This is a genomic window from Burkholderia sp. IT-111MI5, assembly GCF_949752865.1.
Taxonomy (GTDB): domain Bacteria; phylum Pseudomonadota; class Gammaproteobacteria; order Burkholderiales; family Burkholderiaceae; genus Burkholderia; species Burkholderia pyrrocinia_C.
The window spans coordinates 1,216,969-1,238,025 of sequence record NZ_CATKIF010000011.1 but is presented as its reverse complement, the minus strand read 5'-3'; the positions used below and the strand labels follow the sequence as shown (position 1 = coordinate 1,238,025).

At 68.5% G+C, this 21,057-nt stretch carries 21 protein-coding genes; 12 read left to right on the top strand and 9 right to left on the bottom strand.

The window, feature by feature from the left end; genetic code table 11:
• Positions 1 to 91 precede the first annotated feature (91 nt).
• Positions 92 to 295 carry a hypothetical protein gene (locus ACM6JT_RS13825; protein ID WP_235212517.1) on the top strand — a complete coding sequence of 68 codons (204 nt, stop codon included), beginning with the start codon at positions 92 to 94 and terminating at the stop codon, positions 293 to 295.
• Between the two features lie 130 nt (positions 296 to 425).
• Entirely contained in the window at positions 426 to 809 is a 384-nt protein-coding gene (locus tag ACM6JT_RS13820; RefSeq protein ID WP_034182088.1) for a hypothetical protein, read from the top strand.
• A 157-nt stretch (positions 810 to 966) separates the two neighbouring features.
• Here the strand turns inward: ACM6JT_RS13820 and ACM6JT_RS13815 are convergent, their stop codons facing one another.
• Positions 967 to 1,425, bottom strand: a complete 459-nt coding sequence (locus ACM6JT_RS13815; RefSeq protein ID WP_034182089.1) for a hypothetical protein — start codon at positions 1,423 to 1,425, stop codon at positions 967 to 969.
• Between the two features lie 404 nt (positions 1,426 to 1,829).
• On the opposite strand from ACM6JT_RS13815, the gene ACM6JT_RS13810 reads away from it, so the two are divergent.
• Complete coding sequence (locus ACM6JT_RS13810; protein ID WP_414856673.1) at positions 1,830 to 3,128, top strand: NAD(P)/FAD-dependent oxidoreductase; 1,299 nt, start codon at positions 1,830 to 1,832, stop codon at positions 3,126 to 3,128.
• 244 nt (positions 3,129 to 3,372) lie between these two features.
• Here ACM6JT_RS13810 and ACM6JT_RS13805 read toward each other — a convergent pair whose 3' ends face one another.
• Together ACM6JT_RS13805 and ACM6JT_RS13800 are read right to left on the bottom strand one after the other, a co-directional pair.
• The gene (locus ACM6JT_RS13805) at positions 3,373 to 4,602 is read right to left on the bottom strand and encodes a cyanate transporter (RefSeq protein ID WP_414856672.1); all 1,230 of its coding nucleotides are present in this window, start codon (positions 4,600 to 4,602) and stop codon (positions 3,373 to 3,375) included.
• 203 nt (positions 4,603 to 4,805) lie between these two features.
• Positions 4,806 to 5,663, bottom strand: coding sequence for a helix-turn-helix transcriptional regulator (locus ACM6JT_RS13800; protein ID WP_414856671.1), 858 nt, complete (start codon positions 5,661 to 5,663; stop codon positions 4,806 to 4,808).
• Positions 5,664 to 5,758: 95 nt separating this feature from the next.
• Here ACM6JT_RS13800 and ACM6JT_RS13795 point away from each other — a divergent pair, with 95 nt between their 5' ends.
• Positions 5,759 to 6,652 carry an SDR family oxidoreductase gene (locus tag ACM6JT_RS13795; RefSeq protein ID WP_414856670.1) on the top strand — a complete coding sequence of 298 codons (894 nt, stop codon included), beginning with the start codon at positions 5,759 to 5,761 and terminating at the stop codon, positions 6,650 to 6,652.
• A gap of 124 nt (positions 6,653 to 6,776) precedes the next feature.
• On the opposite strand, the gene ACM6JT_RS13790 is transcribed toward ACM6JT_RS13795, so the two are convergent.
• Positions 6,777 to 8,204 (bottom strand): FAD-containing oxidoreductase, encoded by a 1,428-nt coding sequence (locus ACM6JT_RS13790; protein WP_414856669.1) that lies wholly within the window; start codon positions 8,202 to 8,204, stop codon positions 6,777 to 6,779.
• An 85-nt stretch (positions 8,205 to 8,289) separates the two neighbouring features.
• Here ACM6JT_RS13790 and ACM6JT_RS13785 point away from each other — a divergent pair, with 85 nt between their 5' ends.
• Positions 8,290 to 8,589 carry a hypothetical protein gene (locus tag ACM6JT_RS13785; protein WP_414856668.1) on the top strand — a complete coding sequence of 100 codons (300 nt, stop codon included), beginning with the start codon at positions 8,290 to 8,292 and terminating at the stop codon, positions 8,587 to 8,589.
• Here ACM6JT_RS13785 and ACM6JT_RS13780 read toward each other — a convergent pair.
• Entirely contained in the window at positions 8,568 to 9,146 is a 579-nt protein-coding gene (locus tag ACM6JT_RS13780) for a hypothetical protein (RefSeq protein ID WP_243566144.1), read from the bottom strand. The two genes, ACM6JT_RS13785 and ACM6JT_RS13780, sit on opposite strands and share 22 nt — an antisense overlap.
• A gap of 248 nt (positions 9,147 to 9,394) precedes the next feature.
• Here ACM6JT_RS13780 and ACM6JT_RS13775 point away from each other — a divergent pair, with 248 nt between their 5' ends.
• The 5 genes from ACM6JT_RS13775 to ACM6JT_RS13755 all read left to right on the top strand — a co-directional run bounded on the left by ACM6JT_RS13775 (position 9,395) and on the right by ACM6JT_RS13755 (position 15,525).
• Positions 9,395 to 10,033 (top strand): LysE family translocator, encoded by a 639-nt coding sequence (locus ACM6JT_RS13775; protein WP_105389698.1) that lies wholly within the window; start codon positions 9,395 to 9,397, stop codon positions 10,031 to 10,033.
• Between the two features lie 387 nt (positions 10,034 to 10,420).
• Positions 10,421 to 11,194 carry a DUF3348 domain-containing protein gene (locus tag ACM6JT_RS13770; protein WP_414856667.1) on the top strand — a complete coding sequence of 258 codons (774 nt, stop codon included), beginning with the start codon at positions 10,421 to 10,423 and terminating at the stop codon, positions 11,192 to 11,194.
• A 12-nt stretch (positions 11,195 to 11,206) separates the two neighbouring features.
• Complete coding sequence (locus ACM6JT_RS13765; protein ID WP_414856666.1) at positions 11,207 to 14,254, top strand: DUF802 domain-containing protein; 3,048 nt, start codon at positions 11,207 to 11,209, stop codon at positions 14,252 to 14,254.
• A 3-nt stretch (positions 14,255 to 14,257) separates the two neighbouring features.
• Positions 14,258 to 14,902, top strand: a complete 645-nt coding sequence (locus ACM6JT_RS13760) for an OmpA family protein (protein ID WP_175746564.1) — start codon at positions 14,258 to 14,260, stop codon at positions 14,900 to 14,902.
• Positions 14,899 to 15,525 carry a DUF2894 domain-containing protein gene (locus tag ACM6JT_RS13755; RefSeq protein WP_407971619.1) on the top strand — a complete coding sequence of 209 codons (627 nt, stop codon included), beginning with the start codon at positions 14,899 to 14,901 and terminating at the stop codon, positions 15,523 to 15,525. The genes ACM6JT_RS13760 and ACM6JT_RS13755 overlap by 4 nt, the downstream gene beginning before the upstream one ends.
• A 40-nt stretch (positions 15,526 to 15,565) precedes the next feature.
• Here ACM6JT_RS13755 and ACM6JT_RS13750 read toward each other — a convergent pair whose 3' ends face one another.
• Entirely contained in the window at positions 15,566 to 16,138 is a 573-nt protein-coding gene (locus ACM6JT_RS13750; RefSeq protein WP_414856665.1) for an NADPH-dependent FMN reductase, read from the bottom strand.
• A 97-nt stretch (positions 16,139 to 16,235) separates the two neighbouring features.
• Positions 16,236 to 16,862 carry a histone acetyltransferase gene (locus tag ACM6JT_RS13745; protein WP_414856664.1) on the bottom strand — a complete coding sequence of 209 codons (627 nt, stop codon included), beginning with the start codon at positions 16,860 to 16,862 and terminating at the stop codon, positions 16,236 to 16,238.
• On the opposite strand from ACM6JT_RS13745, the gene ACM6JT_RS13740 reads away from it, so the two are divergent.
• On the top strand, positions 16,861 to 17,109 hold the full coding sequence (locus ACM6JT_RS13740) for a hypothetical protein (RefSeq protein WP_414856663.1): 249 nt from the start codon (positions 16,861 to 16,863) through the stop codon (positions 17,107 to 17,109). The genes ACM6JT_RS13745 and ACM6JT_RS13740 overlap by 2 nt on opposite strands.
• A gap of 339 nt (positions 17,110 to 17,448) precedes the next feature.
• Here the strand turns inward: ACM6JT_RS13740 and ACM6JT_RS13735 are convergent, their stop codons facing one another.
• Both ACM6JT_RS13735 and ACM6JT_RS13730 read right to left on the bottom strand, forming a co-directional pair.
• On the bottom strand, positions 17,449 to 18,732 hold the full coding sequence (locus tag ACM6JT_RS13735) for an isoprenylcysteine carboxylmethyltransferase family protein (RefSeq protein ID WP_034182100.1): 1,284 nt from the start codon (positions 18,730 to 18,732) through the stop codon (positions 17,449 to 17,451).
• 120 nt (positions 18,733 to 18,852) lie between these two features.
• On the bottom strand, positions 18,853 to 20,082 hold the full coding sequence (locus tag ACM6JT_RS13730) for a collagen-like triple helix repeat-containing protein (RefSeq protein ID WP_414856662.1): 1,230 nt from the start codon (positions 20,080 to 20,082) through the stop codon (positions 18,853 to 18,855).
• Between ACM6JT_RS13730 and ACM6JT_RS13725 the strand changes: the two genes are divergently transcribed.
• Complete coding sequence (locus tag ACM6JT_RS13725; protein ID WP_414856741.1) at positions 20,027 to 21,013, top strand: highly repetitive protein; 987 nt, start codon at positions 20,027 to 20,029, stop codon at positions 21,011 to 21,013. The two genes, ACM6JT_RS13730 and ACM6JT_RS13725, sit on opposite strands and share 56 nt — an antisense overlap.
• Positions 21,014 to 21,057 lie beyond the last annotated feature (44 nt).

Below are 21,057 nucleotides of genomic sequence, written 5' to 3'. Positions count from 1 at the left end.
CGCGCGTCGCCGCGCGTTGCCGTTTCGTCAGCTTGCTTACGCGAGCCATTCGCGTCTTCTCGTCGACCTGTTCCGGTCGCACATGATGCCGATGAACATGCCCGTGTATCGCGTGACGTGCTTCGCGAACGCGGCCGATGTGTACATGACGATGGTCGGCGGGCGCGTGCTGTCGTTCGATGAGAATGCGGTTCTCGAGCGTGTGAACGAAGTCGCGGAACGCATGATCGAACGCAGCGGGTTGCGTCATCTGCTCGACGAGCCAGCGACGCTGTGGGGGCGCAGTCGCTATTGATCCGATCGGTCGCCGCGCTGGCGGCGGCTCGCGCGTGAGGGTTTCGTCAGCGTCGGGCAACGCGACAATGCCGATGGTTGGCCGTCGACGGACATGCTAGGATTTCTTCCAAACTACTCCGGAGACTGCTATGCCGTTCATCTGCGAAAACGTTGAATGTCGTGCCGTGCTGGCTCGCGGGCAGGTCAGGTCCAGGCAAGAGGACGACGGGTGGTGCTTCTACTGCCCGGACTGCAATGCGAGGAACGAGTTGAAGGATATCGGTGCATCTGGCGGTCCTGTCGAGTTGGTTCAGCCGGAAAGATCAGGCCTTCCGCACAAGGTCATCGCGACGGCCCGACCATTGGAGGACGGCGGATACGCAGCGCAATTGCGCGTTCAGCGGGCACTCGGCGTGAAGGGAACGTACGCGGCCGAAGAGCATTGGGAGCAGCTCGGCGTGTTCCCGGACCCGCAAGCGGCCGTCGCGCATGCGAAGTCGTTCGCAACGGACCTGCTGGGACGAACTGCGTAGTCGGGAGCGGCGCGCCGGATTGCGCGAACCTGGCCATGCGCGGATCGGTACGGGAGGCCCACGACCGTGGGTCCGCGCGACTACCCGGTGCGGCGTGCGCACACGGGTGCCGCGTCACGCCGAATACTTCGTCGAACAAGAGGTGACTAACCTCGATTCACGCAGTACCACTGGCCGCGAGCTTGACGAATAGTCTGGCTGCTTCGTTGCCATGAGACAAAGCGCGCAGTGCGAGGGCGAGCGCCAGCTGGGCGTCGTGGGTGGCCGCACTGCGATCCTGCTCGAAGAGCTTGACGGCGTGGCGCATGTGCTGCGCTGCCTGCGTGTGAAGCTCGACGGCCGCCGCATGAAGTTTTGCCACGTCCGCGGCACTTGCGGCCGAGCCGGTCGATGAAGGCGTTGTCGATGGCGTATTGGCACCGTGCGCGCCGGCGTCGTGTGCCTGATCGATCGCATGCAACGTGTGGCCATGGGCCATCATCGCCTGATGAGCGGCGTGGGCGAAGTCCTTGCCGTCCTCGAAATGCCGCGACGCCTCGCGGTGATATCGCGCGGCCTGCTCGTGATGTGACGCCGCGGCTTCCAGATGCCCTTTCTTGCTGTGCTTCGTGTTCATGCCGGCTCCAGTGCAACTTCATGACTGACTCGGATGGCGACCGATTCGAAGACACGGCGGCAGGTCGCAGCGACGTTCTAATCTACACGCACTTGCGGTTTGTGTGGCATTTGCGTGTCGCGGGACATCGGCATCTCGTTCGGCCTGATTTAGCGCCGGGTTGTGGTGGTGACCATGCATAGTACTATCGGTCCGGGCGCGCAGTCGGAAACCTGTCGGACTGCTTGCAATTGCGTCGACCAGAAACAAGAATTGCCGAGTCGGACCACTGAATCTCCGTGCGCCCCTCCGGCGGATTTCGCGCGTCAGGCAGGCGAGCGCCGTCCAACAACACGATGATTCCCGCAATCAGCCATCGCATTTGCTTTGGTCCATGAATACGCCCTTTTTTTGAAGCCAGCGCAATGAACTCATCGAAAAGCGATCCGAGCCGGCCTGACGTGCTGATTATCGGCGGCGGGCCCGCTGGTGCGACGGCGGCGGCCTTCCTGACGATGAAAGGGCGCGACGTCGTGCTCGTGGAGAAGGAAGCCCATCCGCGTTTCCATATCGGCGAAAGCCTGTTGCCACGTAACCTCGACATATTCGAGCGGCTTGGTGTTCTGGATCAGGTCCGAGAGATCGGTGTCCATAAGCCGGGCGCAGAGTTCGTCTCGGACCGTACGGGCCGCAGCTGCGCGTTTCCGTTCGGAAACGCACTGAATCGGGACCGTACGCACGCGTGGCAAGTACGGCGTGCGGACCTCGATGCGTTGTTGTTCAGACACGCCGCCGCGTGCGGGGCCGAGTGTGTCGAGCGTACTCGTGTCACGACAATCAAGCTGGACGACGCCGGCGGACGTCACGTCGTGTCCGCGCAGGACGAATCGGGCGGCACCCGCGAATGGTATCCGCGCTACGTGCTCGACGCTTCGGGCCGCGATACGTTTCTCGCGTCGCGGATGAAGGTCAAGACCTCGAACAAATACAACAATACGGCGGCCGTTTATGCGCATTTCACTGGCGTAGCGCGTCGTGAAGGCGAACTCGCGGGCTACATCAGCATTCATCTTGCGGAGGACGGCTGGTTCTGGCTGATCCCGCTACCCGATCACACCATGAGCATCGGCTTTGTCGGCGATCAATCGGCATGGAAAGGGCGCAAGGGAACGCCGACCGATCTGCTGACCGAGCGTATCGCTTCAAGCCCGACCGTCGCGGCTCGCACGCAAGGTGCACAGCGCGTATCGGACGTCTACAGCACGGCCAATTACAGCTATCGCGCGCGCGAGGGCAACGGCAACGGTTTTCTGATGATCGGCGATGCGTACGGATTTGTCGATCCGATGTTCTCGACAGGCGTATTGATGGCAATGACTGGCGGAGAACTCGGCGCGCAGGCCGCCCACGTTTGGCTCGACGATCCGGTACGAGGAAAGAAGCTTGCGCAAGCAGCCAACCGGGAACTGTCGGAGGCAATGGATCGGATCAGCTGGCTGATCTATCGAGTGAACGATCCTGTCATGCGTACGCTTTTCATGGCACCGTCCAATCGCTTGTGGATGCGAGACGGCATCGTCAATCTGCTGGCAGGGAATCTCCGCGGGAGCTGGCGTGCCGCACTGCCGGTGATGTGCTTCAAGGTCGTGTATCACGTGCTCTCGGCACTGCACCGCCGCGGAGTCGAGATCGCGCTGCCGGAGATGCCCGCGACTGGAACCTGATCGGACTGGATACCCGGACCCGCTCGGTAGCGACCGCTTGCCGATTGCGCATGAAAGCATCGACGGGTTGAATCCGCAGTCGTCAAGCGACATCCGCAGCAATCCGTGAAGAATTCTCGCGAACTCGAAGTTCGTACCCTTCGCGGTCTTCAGGAACCCGAGATCGCCTGTACCGACGACTGCCGCGACGTGGTCGGACGGTCGCGGGAAGAGGCCGGCGATCGTCCCGATCGGGGAAGGCGGTTCAGTGAACGGCGCCGGTGATGCGCGCCATGCCGTGCCGATAGCCGGCGGGCGAGAACACCGCATTCAGCGCGGCCATCGCCACGATCACCGCGATATGCATCCACCACGCGATCGCGAAGCCGCCGCCCGCATCGCGCAGCCAGCCGATCAGCCAGGGGCTCGCCGCGACGGTCAGGAAGCCGACGCCCTGCACGAAGGCCGCGAGCGCGCCCGCGAGCCACGCGTCGGGCAGGTGGTCGAGCGTGACGATCAGGCTCATCGAGAAGAAGCCGCCGAGACCGAGGCCGACGCTCGCGACCCAGAGCCACGGCGCGAACGCGGGCAGCATCGCGAACCCGGCGAAACCGGCCGCCTGCAGCGCGAGCGTGAGCCACAGCACATTGCGACGGTCGGGCGAACGTTTCGCGAACATCGGCATCGCGAGCGCGCCGATCGCCTGGAACAGCGCCATCCACGCGAGCAGGTTGCCGCTCGCCTGCGGGCCCATGCCGATGCTGCGGTAGAACGCGGGCAGCCATGCGACGAGGCTCGCATAGCCGCTGTTGCTGAGGCCGAAGAACAGCGCGAGCTGCCACGCGCGCGGCATGCGTGCGAACGCGGTGATCGGCGCCGATGCGGCCGTCGCATGCACGGTGTCGCGCGGCGCTTTCGCACGCCACAGTGCGAGCGTGACGAGCGCGGGCACGGCCCACACGGCGAGCGCGAGATGCCAGCCGCCGTGTGCGGCGAGCCACGGCGCCGCGACCGCGCCGAATGCGCCGCCGCCGACCAGCGCGGCCGAATAGAGGCCCATCGCGAGCGGCAGCCGGTCGACGAACCAGCGTTTCGCGAGGCCGGGCACGAGCGCCTGAACGACGGCGACGCCGGCGCCCGCGACGATCGCGGTCGCGATCAGGCCCGCGCTGCCGCCGGTCCACAGGCGCGCCGTGCAGCCGGCCGCGATCAGCACCAGCGCGGCGGCCAGCGCGCGCTGCTCACCGAAGCGCCGCGCGAGCCCGACGCCGACTCCGGCGACGACGCCCATCAGCACGAACGGCAGCGTGGTCAGCAGCGCGGCCGCGCGAAAGCCGAGGCCCGTGTCGGCGCGCACGACGTCGAGCACGGGGCCGAACGCGGTCAGGAACGGACGCAGGTTGAGGCCGGCCAGCACCAGCAGTGCGAGTGCGGCATAGGACACGGAAGCCGCGTGCGGGCGGTGTACGGCTTGCGCGGTGCCGGGGTCGGTCATCGGGATGCTCCAGGAAGGGGCCGGTGGCCCTGTGATGCGATGCCGAAAGGGTAAGCGCGCGCTACGCCAGGTGAAAATTAAATATTCGACTGGGAACCAGTGCGAATTGCGATGGGACGACGCGGGATGGCGGGGAAGGATGGGCGCGGCCGAGGCGGCGCAGGATCGGCACTTCGTCGCCGCGTGCTTCGGCGGGGGCGTCGTTACGCGGCCGACGCCTGTTCCGTGCCGGCTTTTTCGCGCGCCGCGACCAGCGTCCGGATGCGCGCGCGATCGGCAGCCGTCTCCGGCGTGAAAATCACGAGCGTCAGGTCGGGCCGGCCGTTTACCGCGAACGCCGAGTATTCGAGCGCGATCCGCCCGACGGCCGGGTGACGGATCTCCTTGGTGCCTTCCTCATTCGCGCGGATATCGTGATCGCGCCACAGTGCGTCGAACTCGGCACTCGTTGCACGCATTTCGTCGACGAAGGCCTGCACGGTTTGCGTTGCGCCGCCGCGCGCGACATCGGCGCGAAACGCGCCCACCGCGAACCGCGCGACCTGTTTCCAGTTCGGCTGCGCATCGCGCACGCGCTGATCGTCGAAGATCAGCCGCAGGATGTTGCGCCGCTCCAGTGGCAGCGTTGCATAGTCGGTCAGCGTCGCGGCCGCGGCGTCGTTCCATGCAATGACGTCCCATGTCGCGGAACGTACGATCGCGGGGCTCGCTTCTAGCGAATCGAGCACGTGCTGCACGCGCGGCGTCACGCTGTCGGTCGCGTGGTAGCGCACTTCGGGCGGATGGCCGACGCCGATCAGGAACAGGTGCTCGCGTTCCGCTTCGTTCAGCATCAGCGCGCGGGCGAGCCGGTCGAGCACGTCGGCCGACGGCGCGCCGCCGCGCCCCTGTTCGAGCCACGTGTACCACGCGGCGCTCACGTGCGCGCGCTGCGCGACTTCCTCGCGCCGCAGGCCCGGCGTGCGGCGGCGTGTGACGGGCAGGCCGAGTGCGGCCGGGTCGAGTTTCTCGCGGCGATCCCGAAGGTACGCGCCGAGCAGGTTGTCGGGTGCGTCTGCCATAGCCTGTTAGTTCGTTTACCGGTAAACCGTCACGTCTTCACCGCGAGCGGCCGTCGACGGATAGTAATCCTCCATTCCATCCGGAGGTGCTGAACATGCGTGTCTTTGTCACTGGAGCATCGGGATTCGTCGGCTCCGCCGTCGTTGCCGAACTCGTTGCCGCCGGCCATTCGGTACTCGGGCTTGCACGGTCCGACGCGGCTGCCGCGTCGGTTGCAGCCGCAGGCGCCGATGTCCACCGCGGATCGCTGGAGGATCTCGACAGCCTGAAGCGCGGCGCCGAGGCCGCCGATGCCGTGATCCACACGGGATTCAATCACGACTTCTCGCGTTTCGCGGAGAACTGCGAACTCGACCGCCGTGCGATCGAGACGATCGGTGCAGTGCTCGCAGGCTCGGCGCGGCCGCTCGTCGTCACGTCGGGCCTCGCGCTCGTCGCACCCGGCCGCGCGGCAACCGAGGACGATCCGCACGTGCCGGTGTCGGCGGCCTATCCGCGTGCGTCCGAAGCCACTGCGGTCGCGCTTGAAGCGCGTGGCGTGCATGCATCGGTCGTGCGCCTGCCGCCGTCCGTGCATGGCGACGGCGATCACGCGTTCGTGCCGCGTCTGATCGCCATCGCGCGGGAGAAGGGCGCATCGGCCTATATCGGCGATGGCGACAACCGCTGGCCGGCCGTGCACCGGCTCGACGCGGCGCGCGTGTACCGGCTCGCGATCGAACGCGGTGCGGCCGGTGCGCGCTATCACGCGGTCGACGATACGGGGGTGCCGTTCCGCGAGATCGCGGCGGTGATCGGCCGACGGCTGAACGTGCCGGTCGTCGCGAAACCGGCGGCGGAAGCCGGCGAGCACTTCGGCTGGTTCGCGATGTTCGTCGGGATGGATGCGCCCGCAACCAGCGAGCGCACGCGTGCATGGCTCGACTGGGCGCCGACGCAGCCGGGGCTGATTGCCGATATCGACCGGCCGCGGTATTTCGAAAGCTGAGCGGGTGGCGCGCTCGCGACCGTCGGCACGGCGCCGACCGTGCGCGCGGCCGCGCCGGAATGACCGCCGTCTTCGCGAGCGCGGCCGCGATATCGAAGCGCAGCCGGCCCTTCGGCGCCGCGCGTCATTCGACCGGATGCAGATCCTGCAGCAGCGTCGGCACGAGTTCCGACACGGTCGGGTGGATGTGCATCGCGCGGCTGATCGTCGTGTACGGCGCGCCGGCGGCCATCACGTCGAGCATCCCGTGCACGACCTCGTCGCCCGTCACGCCGAGGATCGACGCGCCGAGGATCGCATGGCTGTCCGCGTCGACGATCACCTTCATGAAACCCTGGCTTTCGCCTTTTTCGACCGCGCGGCCGACACGCGTCATCGGGCGCGTGCCGACGAGCAGTTTGCGGCCCGTCTGCTTCGCTTCCGCGAGCGTCATGCCGACGCGGCCGAGCGGCGGATCGATATACATCGCGTACGCCGCGATGCGGTCGGACACCTTGCGCGGATCGGCGTCGAGCAGGTTGGCCGCGACGATCTCGTAGTCGTTGTACGCGGTGTGCGTGAACGCGCCGCGCCCGTTGCAGTCGCCGAGCGCCCAGATGCCGGGCACGTTCGTGCGCAACTGCTCGTCGACGGTGATATAGCCGCGCGCGTCTGTCTCCACACCCGCACGGTCGAGCCCGAGATCGTCGGTGTTCGGCACGCGCCCGACCGCGAGCAGCAGGTGCGAGCCCGCGACCTCGCGGCCGCCGCCCGCGCAGTCGAGGCCGATTACGATGCCGTTGCCGTTGCCGTTGCCGTTGCCGTTGCCGTTGCCGTCGCCGTCGCCGTCGCCGTCGCGCCGCGCGCTCAGGCAGTTCGCGTCGAGCTGCACGTCGATCCCTTCGTTTTCGAGGATCTCGCGCACGGCTTGCGACACGTCGTCGTCCTCGCGGCGGATCAGGCGCGATCCTTTCTCGACGATCGTGACCTTCGAGCCGAAACGGCGATACATCTGCCCGAATTCGAGCCCGACATAACTGCCGCCGACGATCACGAGATGCTCGGGCAGGAAATCGACGTCCATCATCGTCGAGTTGGTCAGGTACGGCACCGAATCGAGGCCCGGCATCGGCGGCACCTGCGCGCGTCCGCCGACGTTGATGAAGATGCGTTCCGCTTCGAGCAGTTCGTCGCCCACGCGCACCGCGTCGGCGCGCTCGAATCGGGCATGGCCCTGAAACACGGTCGTGTTAGCGAGGCCGCGCACCCATTGTTCGACGCCGTGGTTCGAGCGGCCGGAGATCTGGTCCTTGCGCGCCTTCACGGCTTTCATGTCGACGGTGACGGGGCCGCCGACCGACACGCCGTATTCGCCGGCGCGCCGCGCGAGCTGCGCGGCATACGCGCTCGCGATCAGCGTCTTGGTGGGGATGCAGCCGGTGTTCACGCAGGTGCCGCCGAAGCGGCCGCGTTCGACGATCGCGACTTTCATCCCGGCGGCGGACAGCCGCGCGGCGAGCGGCGGGCCGGCTTGCCCGGTGCCGATGACGATCGCATCGAAGTGTTGCGTCATGACGTCCTCCTGCGTGGGTGCAACGAGGGAAGGCGTGCGGGCGAGCCGCGTACGGCGGTGCACGGTCGCGCGACGGCGAGCGCTTATGGTAGTCCTGTTGGCGTGCGGCTGCGAGTGGGTGAAGTGCGAGAAGTGCGAGAAGTGCGAGAAGTGCGAGAAGTGCGAGAAGTGCGAGAAGTGCGAGAAGGGCGAGAAGGGCGAGAAGGGCGAGAAGGGCGAGAAGGGCGAGAAGGGCGAGAAGGGCGAAGCGTCGGCAAGCGCGAGGGACGGGTCGCGCACCGGTGCGAGCGCGGCGCGGCTGGCGCGCCGCAATCGGTCGCGGCCCGCTTCGCCGGTCGCGTCATGCGTTGCTTTGCGCTGCCGTCATTCCTTGCGTTTCCATTGACCCAACGTGATCGGCCGGTGCGCATCGGCGCGCGTGACGGTGACGCGGTCGGGCTTGTCGTCGAGCGGAAACGATTCGGTGACGATCTGGTTCGAAAATATCCAGCCGTGCGTGCGCGGGTCGTAGCGGAACGTCACGTAGTCGCTCCAATGCTGCCCGCACGCGACGACGTTCTGCACGGTGAAATAGCGGCCTTTCACCGAGAGGCCGTTGTCGGCGGCGTCTTCGGGATCGAACGGATCGCACTGGCCGCCTTCGTTCGCGCGCAGGACGACCTGGTCGTTGCGCGCGGCGAGCCGGTACGCGCGATCGGGCTGTTCCTCGTAGATCAGCAGCGGGCGCGGCGACGGCTGCTCGCGCGTATCGACCGCGCGATGCACGACGACCAGAAAGCTGTGCCGGCCGTTGCCGAGATCGGGCCCGGCTTGCGCGAGCAGCGGCTGGTAGCCGGGCGGCAGTTGCGTGGCGATCGACTTCGGCAGGTCGCCGGCCCATGCGTTGAACGAGAGTGCGGCGAGCAGCGGGACGAGGGTTCGGCGTGTTGTCGTACCGATCACGGATCCCGCCCGGGAAAGCCGGTGTCCGGCACTGGATTGAAGGCGACGGACGACGCTGGCGTCGTCGGGATAACGGGCGGCGCGGATCTCGATCATGGGCGGCGGCGCGGGATGACGGGAAAGAGGGCCAGCATAGCAGCGCGCGGCCGCTTTCGGCCACGCGCGAAGCGTGCCAGAATCGACCGCTCGACCGTCGGAAACGACACGCAGGCGCCGGCGAATCGGCGTCGCTGATCAAGGAGACTTCGATGACCGCATCGGCTGCCGTACTCGCGATCCTGGCCGCGCTGTGGCTCGGCGCAATGATTCCGGGCCCGAGCTTCGTGCTGGTTGCCCGCAATTCGATCGGGCTGTCGCGCCGCGACGGGCTCGCTACCGCGCTCGGCATGGGCATGGGCGGCATCGTGTTCGGCGGCGTCGCGCTGGCCGGGCTCTATACGCTGCTGCAGGCCGTCGAATGGCTGTATGTCGGCCTGAAGGTGGCGGGCGGCGCGTACCTGATCTACATGGCGTCGAAGATCTGGCGCGGCGCCGACCGGCCGATCGCGATGGACGATCCGCAGGCCGTGGCCGGCGGCAGCGCGCGCAAGTCGTTCTGGACGGGCCTCACGACCCAGCTCAGCAACCCGAAGACGGCGATCTGGTACGGCAGCATCTTCGCGGCGCTGCTCCCGCAGCATCCGCCGCTGTGGTGCTACCTCGCGCTGCCGCCGCTCGTGTTCGGCGTCGAATTCGGCTGGTACACGATCGTCGCGCTGTGCTTTTCCACGCGCCGGCCGCGCGAGCTCTACCTGCGCGCGAAGAAATGGGTCGACCGCGTCGCGGCCGGCGCGATCACGCTGCTCGGGCTGCGGCTGATCCTGAACGCACCGAAAGCGGGGATCTGAGCGCTTCGACTCCCGATCCGTATGCACGGCGGGCGGCCGTTCATCCGGTCGGCCGCCGGAGCGAACCGCCCGAACCGCGCACCGCGCTTTCGGGAACCGCAAGTCGCCCGGAAACGCGTTCTTCTTCCTCATGACACGCCGGGAGAGGCTCCCGGCGACCAGACTCGACCCGAGCGAGCCGAGCCGAGCCGTCCCGTCCCGTCCCGACTGCGCGCCGAGCCGAGCCGCCGCCGACGGTGGTCCCGGCCACCCGCCACCGCCCGCGGAGCCTTGCGCGACGGGCGTCCGCGTGTGTCGCCCGGTGCGCCGGACGGCGCCGCTTCCCCGATTCTGACGGTCGCCTTCCCGGCGACGTGTAAACTGCTGCCTTTTTTGACGGTTTGCAGCATGGTGCAAGCTCCTCCGCGCCCGGCATTGAGCGGTCCGACCCTCGTCCGGCTGCTCGCGCGCCTGGCCGATGCCGACGTCGCGGAATCCCGGCAGACGCTGTCCGACCGGCTGAGCCAGTGGCTCGGCTGGACCGACGCGATCACGCTGTCGTCTGCGTTGAGCACGAGCCCGCCCGGCGTCGCGGCCGGCGTGCGCGGCTACGACGCGGAGCGCGACTGCGCGCGCGTGCGCCACGATCTCGCGCAGGCGATCACGGCCACCAACCGGCCGCGTACGCGGCGCCGGCCCGGCGACATGCCGCCGCCGGCCGCCGACACGGCCGATTTCGCGGACTTCCGCCAGCGCTATCTGTCGCTGCAGCAGGAGATGGAAACGGCGATCGGCCAGTTGCGCGGCCGCCTGCGGGTCGCGCTCGCCGCGCGTTCGTCCGGGATGGCGCGGCTCGCGACGCTCGACACGATCATGGAGCGCGTGCTCGGCGCGCGCGAGCGCAGCCTGCTGTCGGCCGTGCCCGCGCTGCTCGGCACGCGCTTCGGGCGGCTGCGCGAAGCGGAACGGCAGGCGCTGGCCGATGCCGAATCCGCTGCTGCATCCGACCCGGCCGAAGCGGCCGATGACGGCGCGATTGCCGACGGCACGGCCGTCGCGGCGATCGTGCCCGGCGCATGGCTCGACACGTTTCGAGACGAAATGCAGAGCATCCTGCTCGCCGAACTCGAAGTCCGGTTTCAAACGGTAGACGGGCTGCTCGCGGCCCTTCGCACCTGCTAATCAACACGCTCTATGTCCAGAATTCGCATTGATCTCGTTGTCTTCGTCGCCGGTCTGCTCGCAGTGGGCTGGATCGGCGTCGGCTATGTCGCGTCGAACCCGCTGGCGACGGCCGTCACGCTGCTGATCGGCGCGTGCTACGTCGCCGGCGCATGGGAACTGCTGCGCTACCGGCAGGCGACCGCCACGCTGTCGCGCGCGGTCGCTGGCCTGACCGAGCCGCCGGCGAAGCTCGATGCGTGGCTCGACACGCTGCATCCGGGTCTGCGCGGCGCCGTGCGGGCACGTGTCGAGGGCGCGCGCGTCGCGCTGCCGGGCCCGGCGCTCACGCCTTACCTCGTCGGCCTGCTGGTGCTGCTCGGCATGCTCGGCACGCTGCTCGGGATGGTCGTGACGCTGAAGGGCACGGGCGCCGCGCTCGAAAGCGCGACCGATCTGGACGCGATCCGCGCATCGCTGATCGCGCCGGTGAAGGGCCTCGGCTTCGCATTCGGCACGTCGATTGCCGGCGTCGCGACGTCCGCGATGCTCGGGCTGCTGTCCGCGCTCGTGCGCCGCGAGCGGATCGACGCGGCCCAGCAGCTCGACGCGAAGATCGCGACGACGCTGCGCGTGCATTCGTCCGCGCACCAGCGCGACGAATCGTTCCGGCTGCTGCAGCGGCAGGCCGACGTGATGCCGGCGCTGGTCGACCGGCTCCAGACGATGATGACGACGCTCGAGGCGCGCAGCGTCGCGCTGCACGATCGCCAGCTCGAAAGCCAGCAGGCGTTTTTCGACCGGACCGAGCGCGCGTATGCGGGCCTCGCGTCGAACGTCGGCGATGCGTTGAAGGAAAGCGCCGCCGAAAGCGCGCGCGTGGCCGGCGCCGCGCTGCAGCCGGTCGTCGCCGCGACGATGACGGGGCTCGCGCAGGAGATGGCCGCGCTGCGCGACACCGTGACGGGCGCCGTGCAGCGCCAGCTCGACGGGCTGACGGACGGCTTCGAAAAGACCACCGGCAACGTGACGGCCGTCTGGAACCGCGCGCTCGACGAACAGCGCCGCGCGGGCGACGCCGTCGCGCAGCAATTGCAGACGACGCTCGGCCAGTTCACCGACACGTTCGCGCAGCGTTCGACGGACCTGCTCGACGGCGTCGCGACACGCCTCGAATCGACCGAAGGCCGCCTGTCGGACGCATGGCGCGAAGCGCTGTCGCGCCAGGAGCAGGTGGGCGAGACGCTGGCCGGCCAGCACGCGCGCGCGCTGGGCGAAGCCGCCGCGACGTTCGAGCGGCATTCGGGCGCGACGCTCGCCGCGATGCGCGAGTCGCACGCGGGGCTGCAGACCGAACTGGCCGCGCGCGACGAACAGCGCTTCGCCGCGTGGAAAGACTCGCTGGCCGCGATGGCCGCGAAGCTTGGCGACGAATGGCAGCGCGCAGGCGTGCATAGCGCGGGCCGTCAGCAGGAAATCTGCGACGCGCTTGCGCAAACGACGCGCGATCTCGCCACGCAGGCTGCCACGTTCGAACAACGTTCGAACGATCTGCTGACGACGATCCGCGATTCGCATACGGGTCTGCAAACGCAACTGGCCGCACGCGACGAAGCACGCCTGTCTGCCTGGAACGACTCGCTGGCTGCGATGGCCGCGAAGCTCGGCGACGAATGGCAACGCGCGGGCGTGCACAGCGCAGGCCGCCAGCAGGAAATCTGCGATGCGCTTGCGCAAACGACGCGTGACCTGACTGCACAGGCTTCGACGTTCGAACAACGCTCGAACGATCTGCTGTCGACGATCCGCGATTCGCATACGGGCCTGCAAACGCAACTGGCCGCACGCGACGAAGAACGTTTGTCTGCGTGGAACGATTCGCTGACCGCGATGGCGACGAAGCTCGGCGAAGAATGGCAACGCGCAGGCGTACACAGCGCAGGCCGTCAGCAGGAAATCTGCGACGCACTCGCACAAACGACGCGTGACCTCACCACGCAGGCCGCCACGTTCGAACAACGCTCGAACGACCTGCTGTCGACGATCCGCGATTCGCACGCGGGCTTGCAAACGCAACTCGCCGCACGCGACGAAGCACGCCTGTCTGCGTGGAACGACTCGCTGACCGCGATGGCGACGAAGCTCGGCGACGAATGGCAACGCGCGGGCGTGCATAGCGCGGGCCGTCAGCAGGAAATCTGCGACGCACTCGCACAAACGACGCGCGACCTCACCACGCAGGCCGCCACGTTCGAGCAACGCTCGAACGACCTGCTGTCGACGATCCGCGATTCGCACGCCGGCTTGCAGACGCAACTCGCCGCACGCGACGAAGAACGCCTCAAGGCATGGAACGATTCGCTCGCCGCGATGGCGGCCGCGCTGCGCGACGAATGGGCGCAGACGAGCGCGCAGGCCGCGACGCGCCAGCAGGACATCTGCGACACGCTGGCCCGCACCGCGAACGACATCACCGCGCAGGCGCAGGTGCATGCGAGCGACACGATCAACGAGATCGCGCGCCTCGTGCAGGCCGCGTCGGAAGCGCCGAAGGCCGCGGCCGACGTCGTCGCCGAGCTGCGCCAGCGTCTGTCCGACAGCATGGTGCGCGATACCGCGACGCTCGAGGAACGCAGCCGCCTGCTCGCGACGCTCGAAACGCTGCTCGGCGCGGTCAACCACGCGTCGACCGAACAGCGCACCGCGATCGACGCGCTCGTCAGCACGTCGGCCGACCTGCTCGACCGCGTCGGCGCGCGCTTCAACGACACCGTCGATGCCGAAACGCGCAAGCTCGATGCGGTGGCCGCGCAGGTCACTGCCGGCGCAGTCGAGGTCGCGAGCCTCGGCGATGCGTTCGGGATGGCCGTGCAGGTGTTCGGCGAGTCGAACGACAAGCTGCTGACCCATCTGCAGCGCATCGAGGCCGCGCTCGAGAAATCGCTCGCGCGCAGCGACGAGCAGCTCGAGTACTACGTCGCGCAGGCGCGCGAGGTGATCGACCTGAGCATGATGTCGCAGAAGCAGATCGTCGAAGACTTGCAGCAGCTCGCCGGCCGGCGGGCGCCCGTCGGAGCGTAACGCATGCACGACGAAATCGACGGCGGCGCGCAATCGGCGCCGGTGTGGCCCGCGTTCGCCGACCTGATGTCGGTGCTGCTCGGCGCGTTCGTGCTGATCCTCGTCGGCGTGATCGGCATGCAGCTTCAGCTCACGTCGAAGCTTGAGGAAGCCGTGCGTGCGCGCCAGCTCGAAGCGCAGCAGCGCAAGTCGCTCGAACAGGCGCTTGCCGGGCCGCTCGCGGCCGGCCGCGTGACGCTCGTGAACGGGCGCATCGGCATCAGCGGTAACGTGCTGTTCGCGCTGAACTCCGACCAGTTGCAGCCCGCGGGCCGCGACCTGCTGAAGACGCTGGCCGCACCGCTGGCCGCCTATCTGAAGACGCGCGACGAGATCCTGATGATCAGCGGCTTTGCCGACGACCAGCAGGTGCATGCGGGCAACCGCCAGTTCGCGGACAACTGGGAACTGTCGGCCAAGCGCGCATTGACGGTCACGCGTGCGATGATCGACGCCGGTGTGCCGGCGGCATCGGTGTTCGCGGCCGCGTTCGGCTCCGAACAGCCGGTCAGCTCGAATGCGGACGATGAAGGCCGCGCGAAGAACCGCCGCGTGGAAATCGCGCCGGTACCGCGCAAGAGCGCATCGAACGGAGGGAAGGCGAAGTGACGGACGACGCGACGCCCGCCCGCGCGACGCTCGACGCTTGGCGCGAGCAGGGCGCCGACCGGCTCGATCCCGTGCGCTTTCACCGGATCGACGCGCTCGAACGGCGCGCGGCCGTGCTCGACGGCGACGCACGCGGCCTGCTCGACGCGCGGCTGGCGACGCTGATCGAGGGCTACTCGGAGATCGTCGCGCGGGCCGATGAAGCGAAGGCCACGTGCGACACGGCAGAAACCGCGGCCGATGCGCCCGTACGCGGCGCGATTGCGGAACTCGTTGACCGGCTCGCGCGCGATGCGCAGGCCGACCGGCGCGGGCTCGATCCCGAGCTGGTCGACTACTTCCGCACGATGTGGTCGAAAGTCCGCACGGAACAGCAGTACCGCCAGTCGCTCGACCAGGTGCCGCGCAATGCGGGGCCGCTCAATTCGAACAGCCTCGTGCACCGGTCGCTGGCGACGATGCGCGAGCTGTCGCCGGAGTATCTGCAGCAGTTCCTGTCATACGTCGATGCGCTCGCGTGGCTCGAGGATCTCGCCGGCGGCGGCGCGCAGCCCGAGAAGGAGGCGCCGCGCGCGAAGGCGTCGAAACCGGCGAAAAAGGCGACGCGCGCCAGGGCGCGGTAACGCCGCACGCATTCACGAACGAACACCGGTTGCGTGGCGGCTATCGGCCCGGCGCTGTGTCATCGATCGTCGCGCGCAGCGCCTGCAACGCATCGGCCAGCGCCGACGCGAACGGCGGATGCGCAGCGATGCCCGCCGCATCGAGCTGGCTCCCGAGGATCGGCAGCGCGATCGATGCGCGCTCGACGATGCGTGCCGACATCACCGACAGCGTTTCCCGCAGCGCCGCGTCCGCGTGCGTCGCGCGCGGCGACGCATTCAGCACCGCGACCGGCTTGTAGACGACCGCTTCGCATCCGACGACCCAGTCCAGCGCGTTCTTCATCACGCCGGTTACACCGTGCGCGTATTCCGGGCTTGCGATCAGCACGCCGTCGGCCGCGTTCAGGCGATCGATCAGGTCGCGCACGGCGGCGGGCGACGGGTATTCGGTATCGGGATTGAACAGCGGGAATTCGCCGAGGCGATCGAAGCGCGCGATGCGCATGCCGCGCGGTGCGACGAGCGCGGCTGCATCGAGCAGCGCGGCGTTGTACGACTGCGACCGGAGGCTGCCGCATAGCGCGACGATGTCGATGCGGCGGTCGGCGTCGGTTCGGGGATCGGTGGTCATCGATGAGCGTTTCGGTTGGCGTGGTGCGCTGCCGCGTCGTGCGGACCGGACGGATTATCGCATCGGCGTTCGGGCGGCGTGGTGTGCGTTGCCGACGCTACGCGGTCCGCGCCGATGCGTTGAACATGGTCGCGGAATCGCATCGAACCTGTTCGGCGTCGCTCATCCCGGCTACCCGCGCGAATTCCGTCATCGTCCACCCGTTGCCGAGCAACAGCCGCCGCGTATGCAGCGCGCCGTGCACGTCGTCCGGAACGGTGTCGCCGAGATAACGCAGCGCGCGGCCTTCGACATCGACGAAGCCATGCCGGTAATCTTGCGCGAGCGCCGTCCACAGCTGCGCGGCGCCGACCGACTGGCGCGCGCCGCTGATCAGGCACAGGCCCGCGTCGAGCCCCCAGCGATACAGCGCCGTCGCAAGGCCCTTGCGTTGCGCCGAGCCGCGCAGCCGCGTGTGCGGTGCGCGCAGGTAGCGGTCGGCGCGGCGCGGGATTTCGGGAAGGCGGTTGAACACCGTGTAGCCGGCGAGCTGGCGCGCGGCCGGATCTTCGACATACAGGAAGTATTCGCCGTCCGCTTCGCGGTGGCGGACGATCAGGCCCGAGCGGCCGAGCGCGACGGCCGGCAGGCCGTGCAGGCGATGGCCCGGCTGGTGGAGGCGTGCGTGGAGCGTGTCGAGTTCATCGTCGATGTCGTGCTGGGAATGCTGTACGTCGATGCGCATGGCAAAGGTCGCCCGTCCCGGGCGGTTCGAGAAAGAGGTTCATCGCAACAAGGGAAATGGAATGGGGGCGGCCCCCGGGCTCGGCGAAGCGAGCCGGGGCCGCGAATCAGCTGGGGATGTGCTGGAAACCGGCGGCGATCGCGGCGAGGCCCGCGATGCAGAGTGCGAACAGGATCAGGACTTTGTGGATCACGCCTCTTTCCTCATCAATGCGCGGTGCCGGCGGGAGGCATCGCGGAGACGGTGAGCGGCGGGCACGGCCCGCACGGCCGTCGTGCGTGACGACGGTCGGGTGTCCGCGCGACGGTTCGAGCGCGGACGGCCAGCACCATACGCGAGGTGCCGGGGGCGGGCAATCGGACTGGCGGAGAAAAGCGACGAAAAGCGGGGAATCGCGGCGTTTCGCGACAATTGGCCGCAAGCGGCCGCGCGCCTTCGCGCCGAACGATGCATGCGAACACGGATCGCTGGCGATTGGGGAAAGTGCGTGGCGACTGTCTTTGTCTATCCGGATGCGGTGAAACGCCGACGTCCATTCGATGACCGGAGCGGCAACGCATCGCCGCCCCTGCCGCCGGCCGCTCCGTCACGCCGGCTGCTGCACCCCGAACGCCTGCCTGATCCGCGCAAACAACCCGTGCTGCGCGATCCATTCGGCGTACGCACGATAGTCCGGATCGCGCATCAGGTGGCGTTCTTCCGTTTTCGCGCGCAGGTAATAGATCAGGTTGACCGCGACGAGCGCGGCGCAGTGCATGAGCCCGACCTGCCAGCCGAGCGGCTCGACGAACGGCACCGACACCATCCAGTACGACAGGTTCTTCGTGATGTACGCCGGATGCTTCGTGAAGCGGTACGGGCCCGACGTGATGATCCCGCGGTTGGTGAGGTTCGAGAAGCGCAGCCCGAACGAGATCGTCGACAGCGCGTAGGTCATCAGCAGCAGGATGATCACGGCGCCCCAGATCACGCGCAGCGTCGGCGCGGACAGCAGCCAGTTGTCCCAGAACAGCGAGCCTTCGTAGCGGATGTAGTGGCCCGAGATCAGCGACCAGAACGGTTGATAGCAGATCAGCGCGGCGCCCCAGCCGAGCGCCGTCGGCTCGACCGTGCGCACGTGACTGTCGAGGATGCGGAACGTGCACAGGTAGCCGACGGTGCCGAACATCAGGTCCATCGTGAACGACAGGTCGTACAGGAACGAGAAGGTCGCGAGCGACATCGGCGCATTCATCGCGTGCGCGAGCGACGCGGTCAGATGATCGGCGTCCTTCGACAGGTAGACGGTCATCAGCGGCAGGAAGAACGTCTTCACGCCCCAGCCGGCGAGCATCTCGCGCACCGGCTGCCAGCTTGCGGGCCGCTCGCGGCGGAACAGGAAGCGGCCCCACAGCAGGTACGCGTCGTCGGTTTCGCGCTGATGGCGGTCCATCCACATGAAATAGAACGGCGCGGCGACGATCACGTACGGGGCGAGCGCGCGCAGCAGCGACCAGAACGGCCGGTAGAAATCGCCGTGATATTCGGGCAGCAGCCAGTACAGCATCCCGATGCCCGCATAGATCGACGTGAGCGCGCCGAGCCGCGTCGCGACGCGCGCGAGGCCGAGCGGCCGCACGGCCTGGCGCGACAGCCCGGCGCTCGGGCGCAGGTAGACGCGCGAGATGAGGATTTCGTGCAGCGCGATCGTGCCGATGATCGCGAGGCTTGCGATGATTGCGCGCGTCGCGGCGTCGAGGGCCGGCTGGTCGCGCGTGAACCACAGCGCGAGGAGCCCGGCCGCGATGCCGAGCAGGCCGGCGCGGAAGGGCGTGGCGGAACGGGGCGGGCGGTCCTGGACCGCGGCGATGCCGTCGAGCGTGGAATTCATGATCGGATCCTCGTCGGGATGACGGCCGGCGCCCCCGCTTGGCGGGTGACGCCGGCCGTCGGCCGGGCTTTGTATTGATGCGTGCCCGGCCATTGGCCTGTGGTTCTGGTAGTTAAAGCGTTACTTCTTGGTGCCGCCGCCCAGCAGACCGCCGAGCAGGTTCGTCACCGGCGACAGCAGATTGGCTGCGCCGCCCGCGGTACCGCCGTTCGAGCTGCCGGTCAGGGCCGCCACGGTGCCGCTGCCGGCCGGTGTCGTCGCCGTGCCGGTTGCGCCGCCGGGGCTGGCCGTGCCGATGGCACCCGCCGAGCCGGCCGGCGTCGTCAGCGCGCCCGTCAGCGTGCCGACCGGGCCGCTCGTCAGCAGGCCGCCGACGGTGCCCGTCACGTTGCCTCCCGGCGTCGTGACCGTGCCGGTGAGGCTTGCGCCGAGCGGCGTCAGCGCGTTGACGAGGTTGGTGACCGGCGCCAGCAGGCCGCCGACACCCGAGCCGCCGGTGCCGCTCGTGCCGCCGGTTCCGCTGGTGCCGCTCGAACCGAGGCTGCCGAGCGCGCCGGTCACGGTGCCGAGCAGGCCGGTGACCGGTGCAAGCGGGCCGCCGCTGGTGCCGCTCGTGCCGCTGGTACCACCCGTACCGCTGGAGCTGCTGCCGCCGCCGAGCCCGCCCGTCAGCGTACCGAGCAGACCGGTAATCGGGGCGAGCGGGTTGGTGCCGCTGCTGGAGCTGCCGCTGGACAGCAGGCCGCCGGCCGACGCCACCGTGTTGCCGAGCTGGGACACGCTGTTGCCGGCGCTCGTGCCGACCGGGTTGCCGGTCGCGCTGCCGACCTGCGAACCGGCGAGGCCGAGGCCGCTGCCGAGCGTGCTCAGCAGTCCGCTGAGCGGGGCGCCGAGCATGGTTGCGCCGCCGAGCATCTGCGTGGCGCCAGGCGTCGTGACGCCGCCGGTCAGCGTGTTCGTGATCGGGTTGATCACGCTGCCGAGCTGCGTCTCGAGTTGCTGGACCGGCGCGCTGTTCAGCGCGGTATTCAGCGCCGATGCTGTCGAGTTGACCGCATTGCCGACCGTGTTGACGAGATTGCCGACCAGGGTCGTCGCCGGCGCGAGCGGCGACAGCGGACCGGTGCCGAGGCTCGTCACTGCGTTGCCGAGGTTGTTGACCGCGCCGCCGGCGCCGGTCAGCAGGCCGGTAGTCGACGTGAGCGTCGGGCCGAGCGGGTTCGGCGACACGCCGATCGAGCCGAGGCCGGCAGCGACACCGTTGCCGAGCGACTGCACGCCGTTGCCGAGGCTCGTGACCGCGTTGCCGACGCTGGTGGCCGTCGTCGGGTTCGTGCCGGGGATCTGCACGCCGCCGATCTGCGCGCCGCCGTTCGCGACCGTCGTGCCGAGTGCCGTCACGAGGTTGCCGGATTGCTGGAGGACATTGCCGAGCGGGGTGACGCTGGTGCCCGACGTACCGGAAGTGCCTGACGTGCCGGAAGTGCCCGAGGTGCCCGAGGTGCCGGAGGTGCCCGAGGTGCCCGAGGTGCCCGAGGTGCCCGAGGTGCCCGAGGTGCCCGAGGTGCCCGAGGTGCCGGAGGTGCCCGACGTACCGGAAGTGCCCGAGGTACCGGAAGTGCCCGAGGTACCCGACGTGCCCGACGTACCCGACGTACCCGACGTACCCGACGTACCCGAGGTACCCGAGGTACCCGAGGTACCCGAGGTACCCGAGGTACCCGAGGTACCCGAGGTACCCGAGGTACCCGAGGTACCCGAGGTACCCGAGGTACCCGAGGTACCCGAGGTACCCGAGGTACCCGACGTACCCGACGTACCGGAGGTGCCCGAAGTACCGGAAGTACCCGACGTACCGGAAGTACCCGAGGTGCCGGAAGTCCCCGACGTGCCGGAAGTCCCCGACGTACCGGAAGTACCCGAGGTGCCGGAAGTCCCCGACGTGCCGGAAGTACCCGACGTACCGGAGGTGCCCGAGGTGCCGGAAGTACCCGACGTACCGGAGGTGCCCGACGTACCGGAAGTACCCGAGGTGCCGGAAGTACCGGAAGTACCGGAAGTACCCGAGCTACCGGACGTACCCGAACTCCCGCCACCCGACGTCCCCGACGAACCGCCGCCCGACGTACCGGACGTCCCCGAAGTGCCGCTCGTCCCCGACGTGCTCGGCTTGATCGTCGGCGGGGTCGTCGGTCCGTCGACCGAGCCGCAACCGTACAGCGCGAGCAGCGACGCGACGGCCATCGTTACCGTCGTCTTCTTGAATATATTGTGCATGTAGGCCTCGACATTGGAAGTGTGTCCAAGCCTCCACTGCAAATTCCG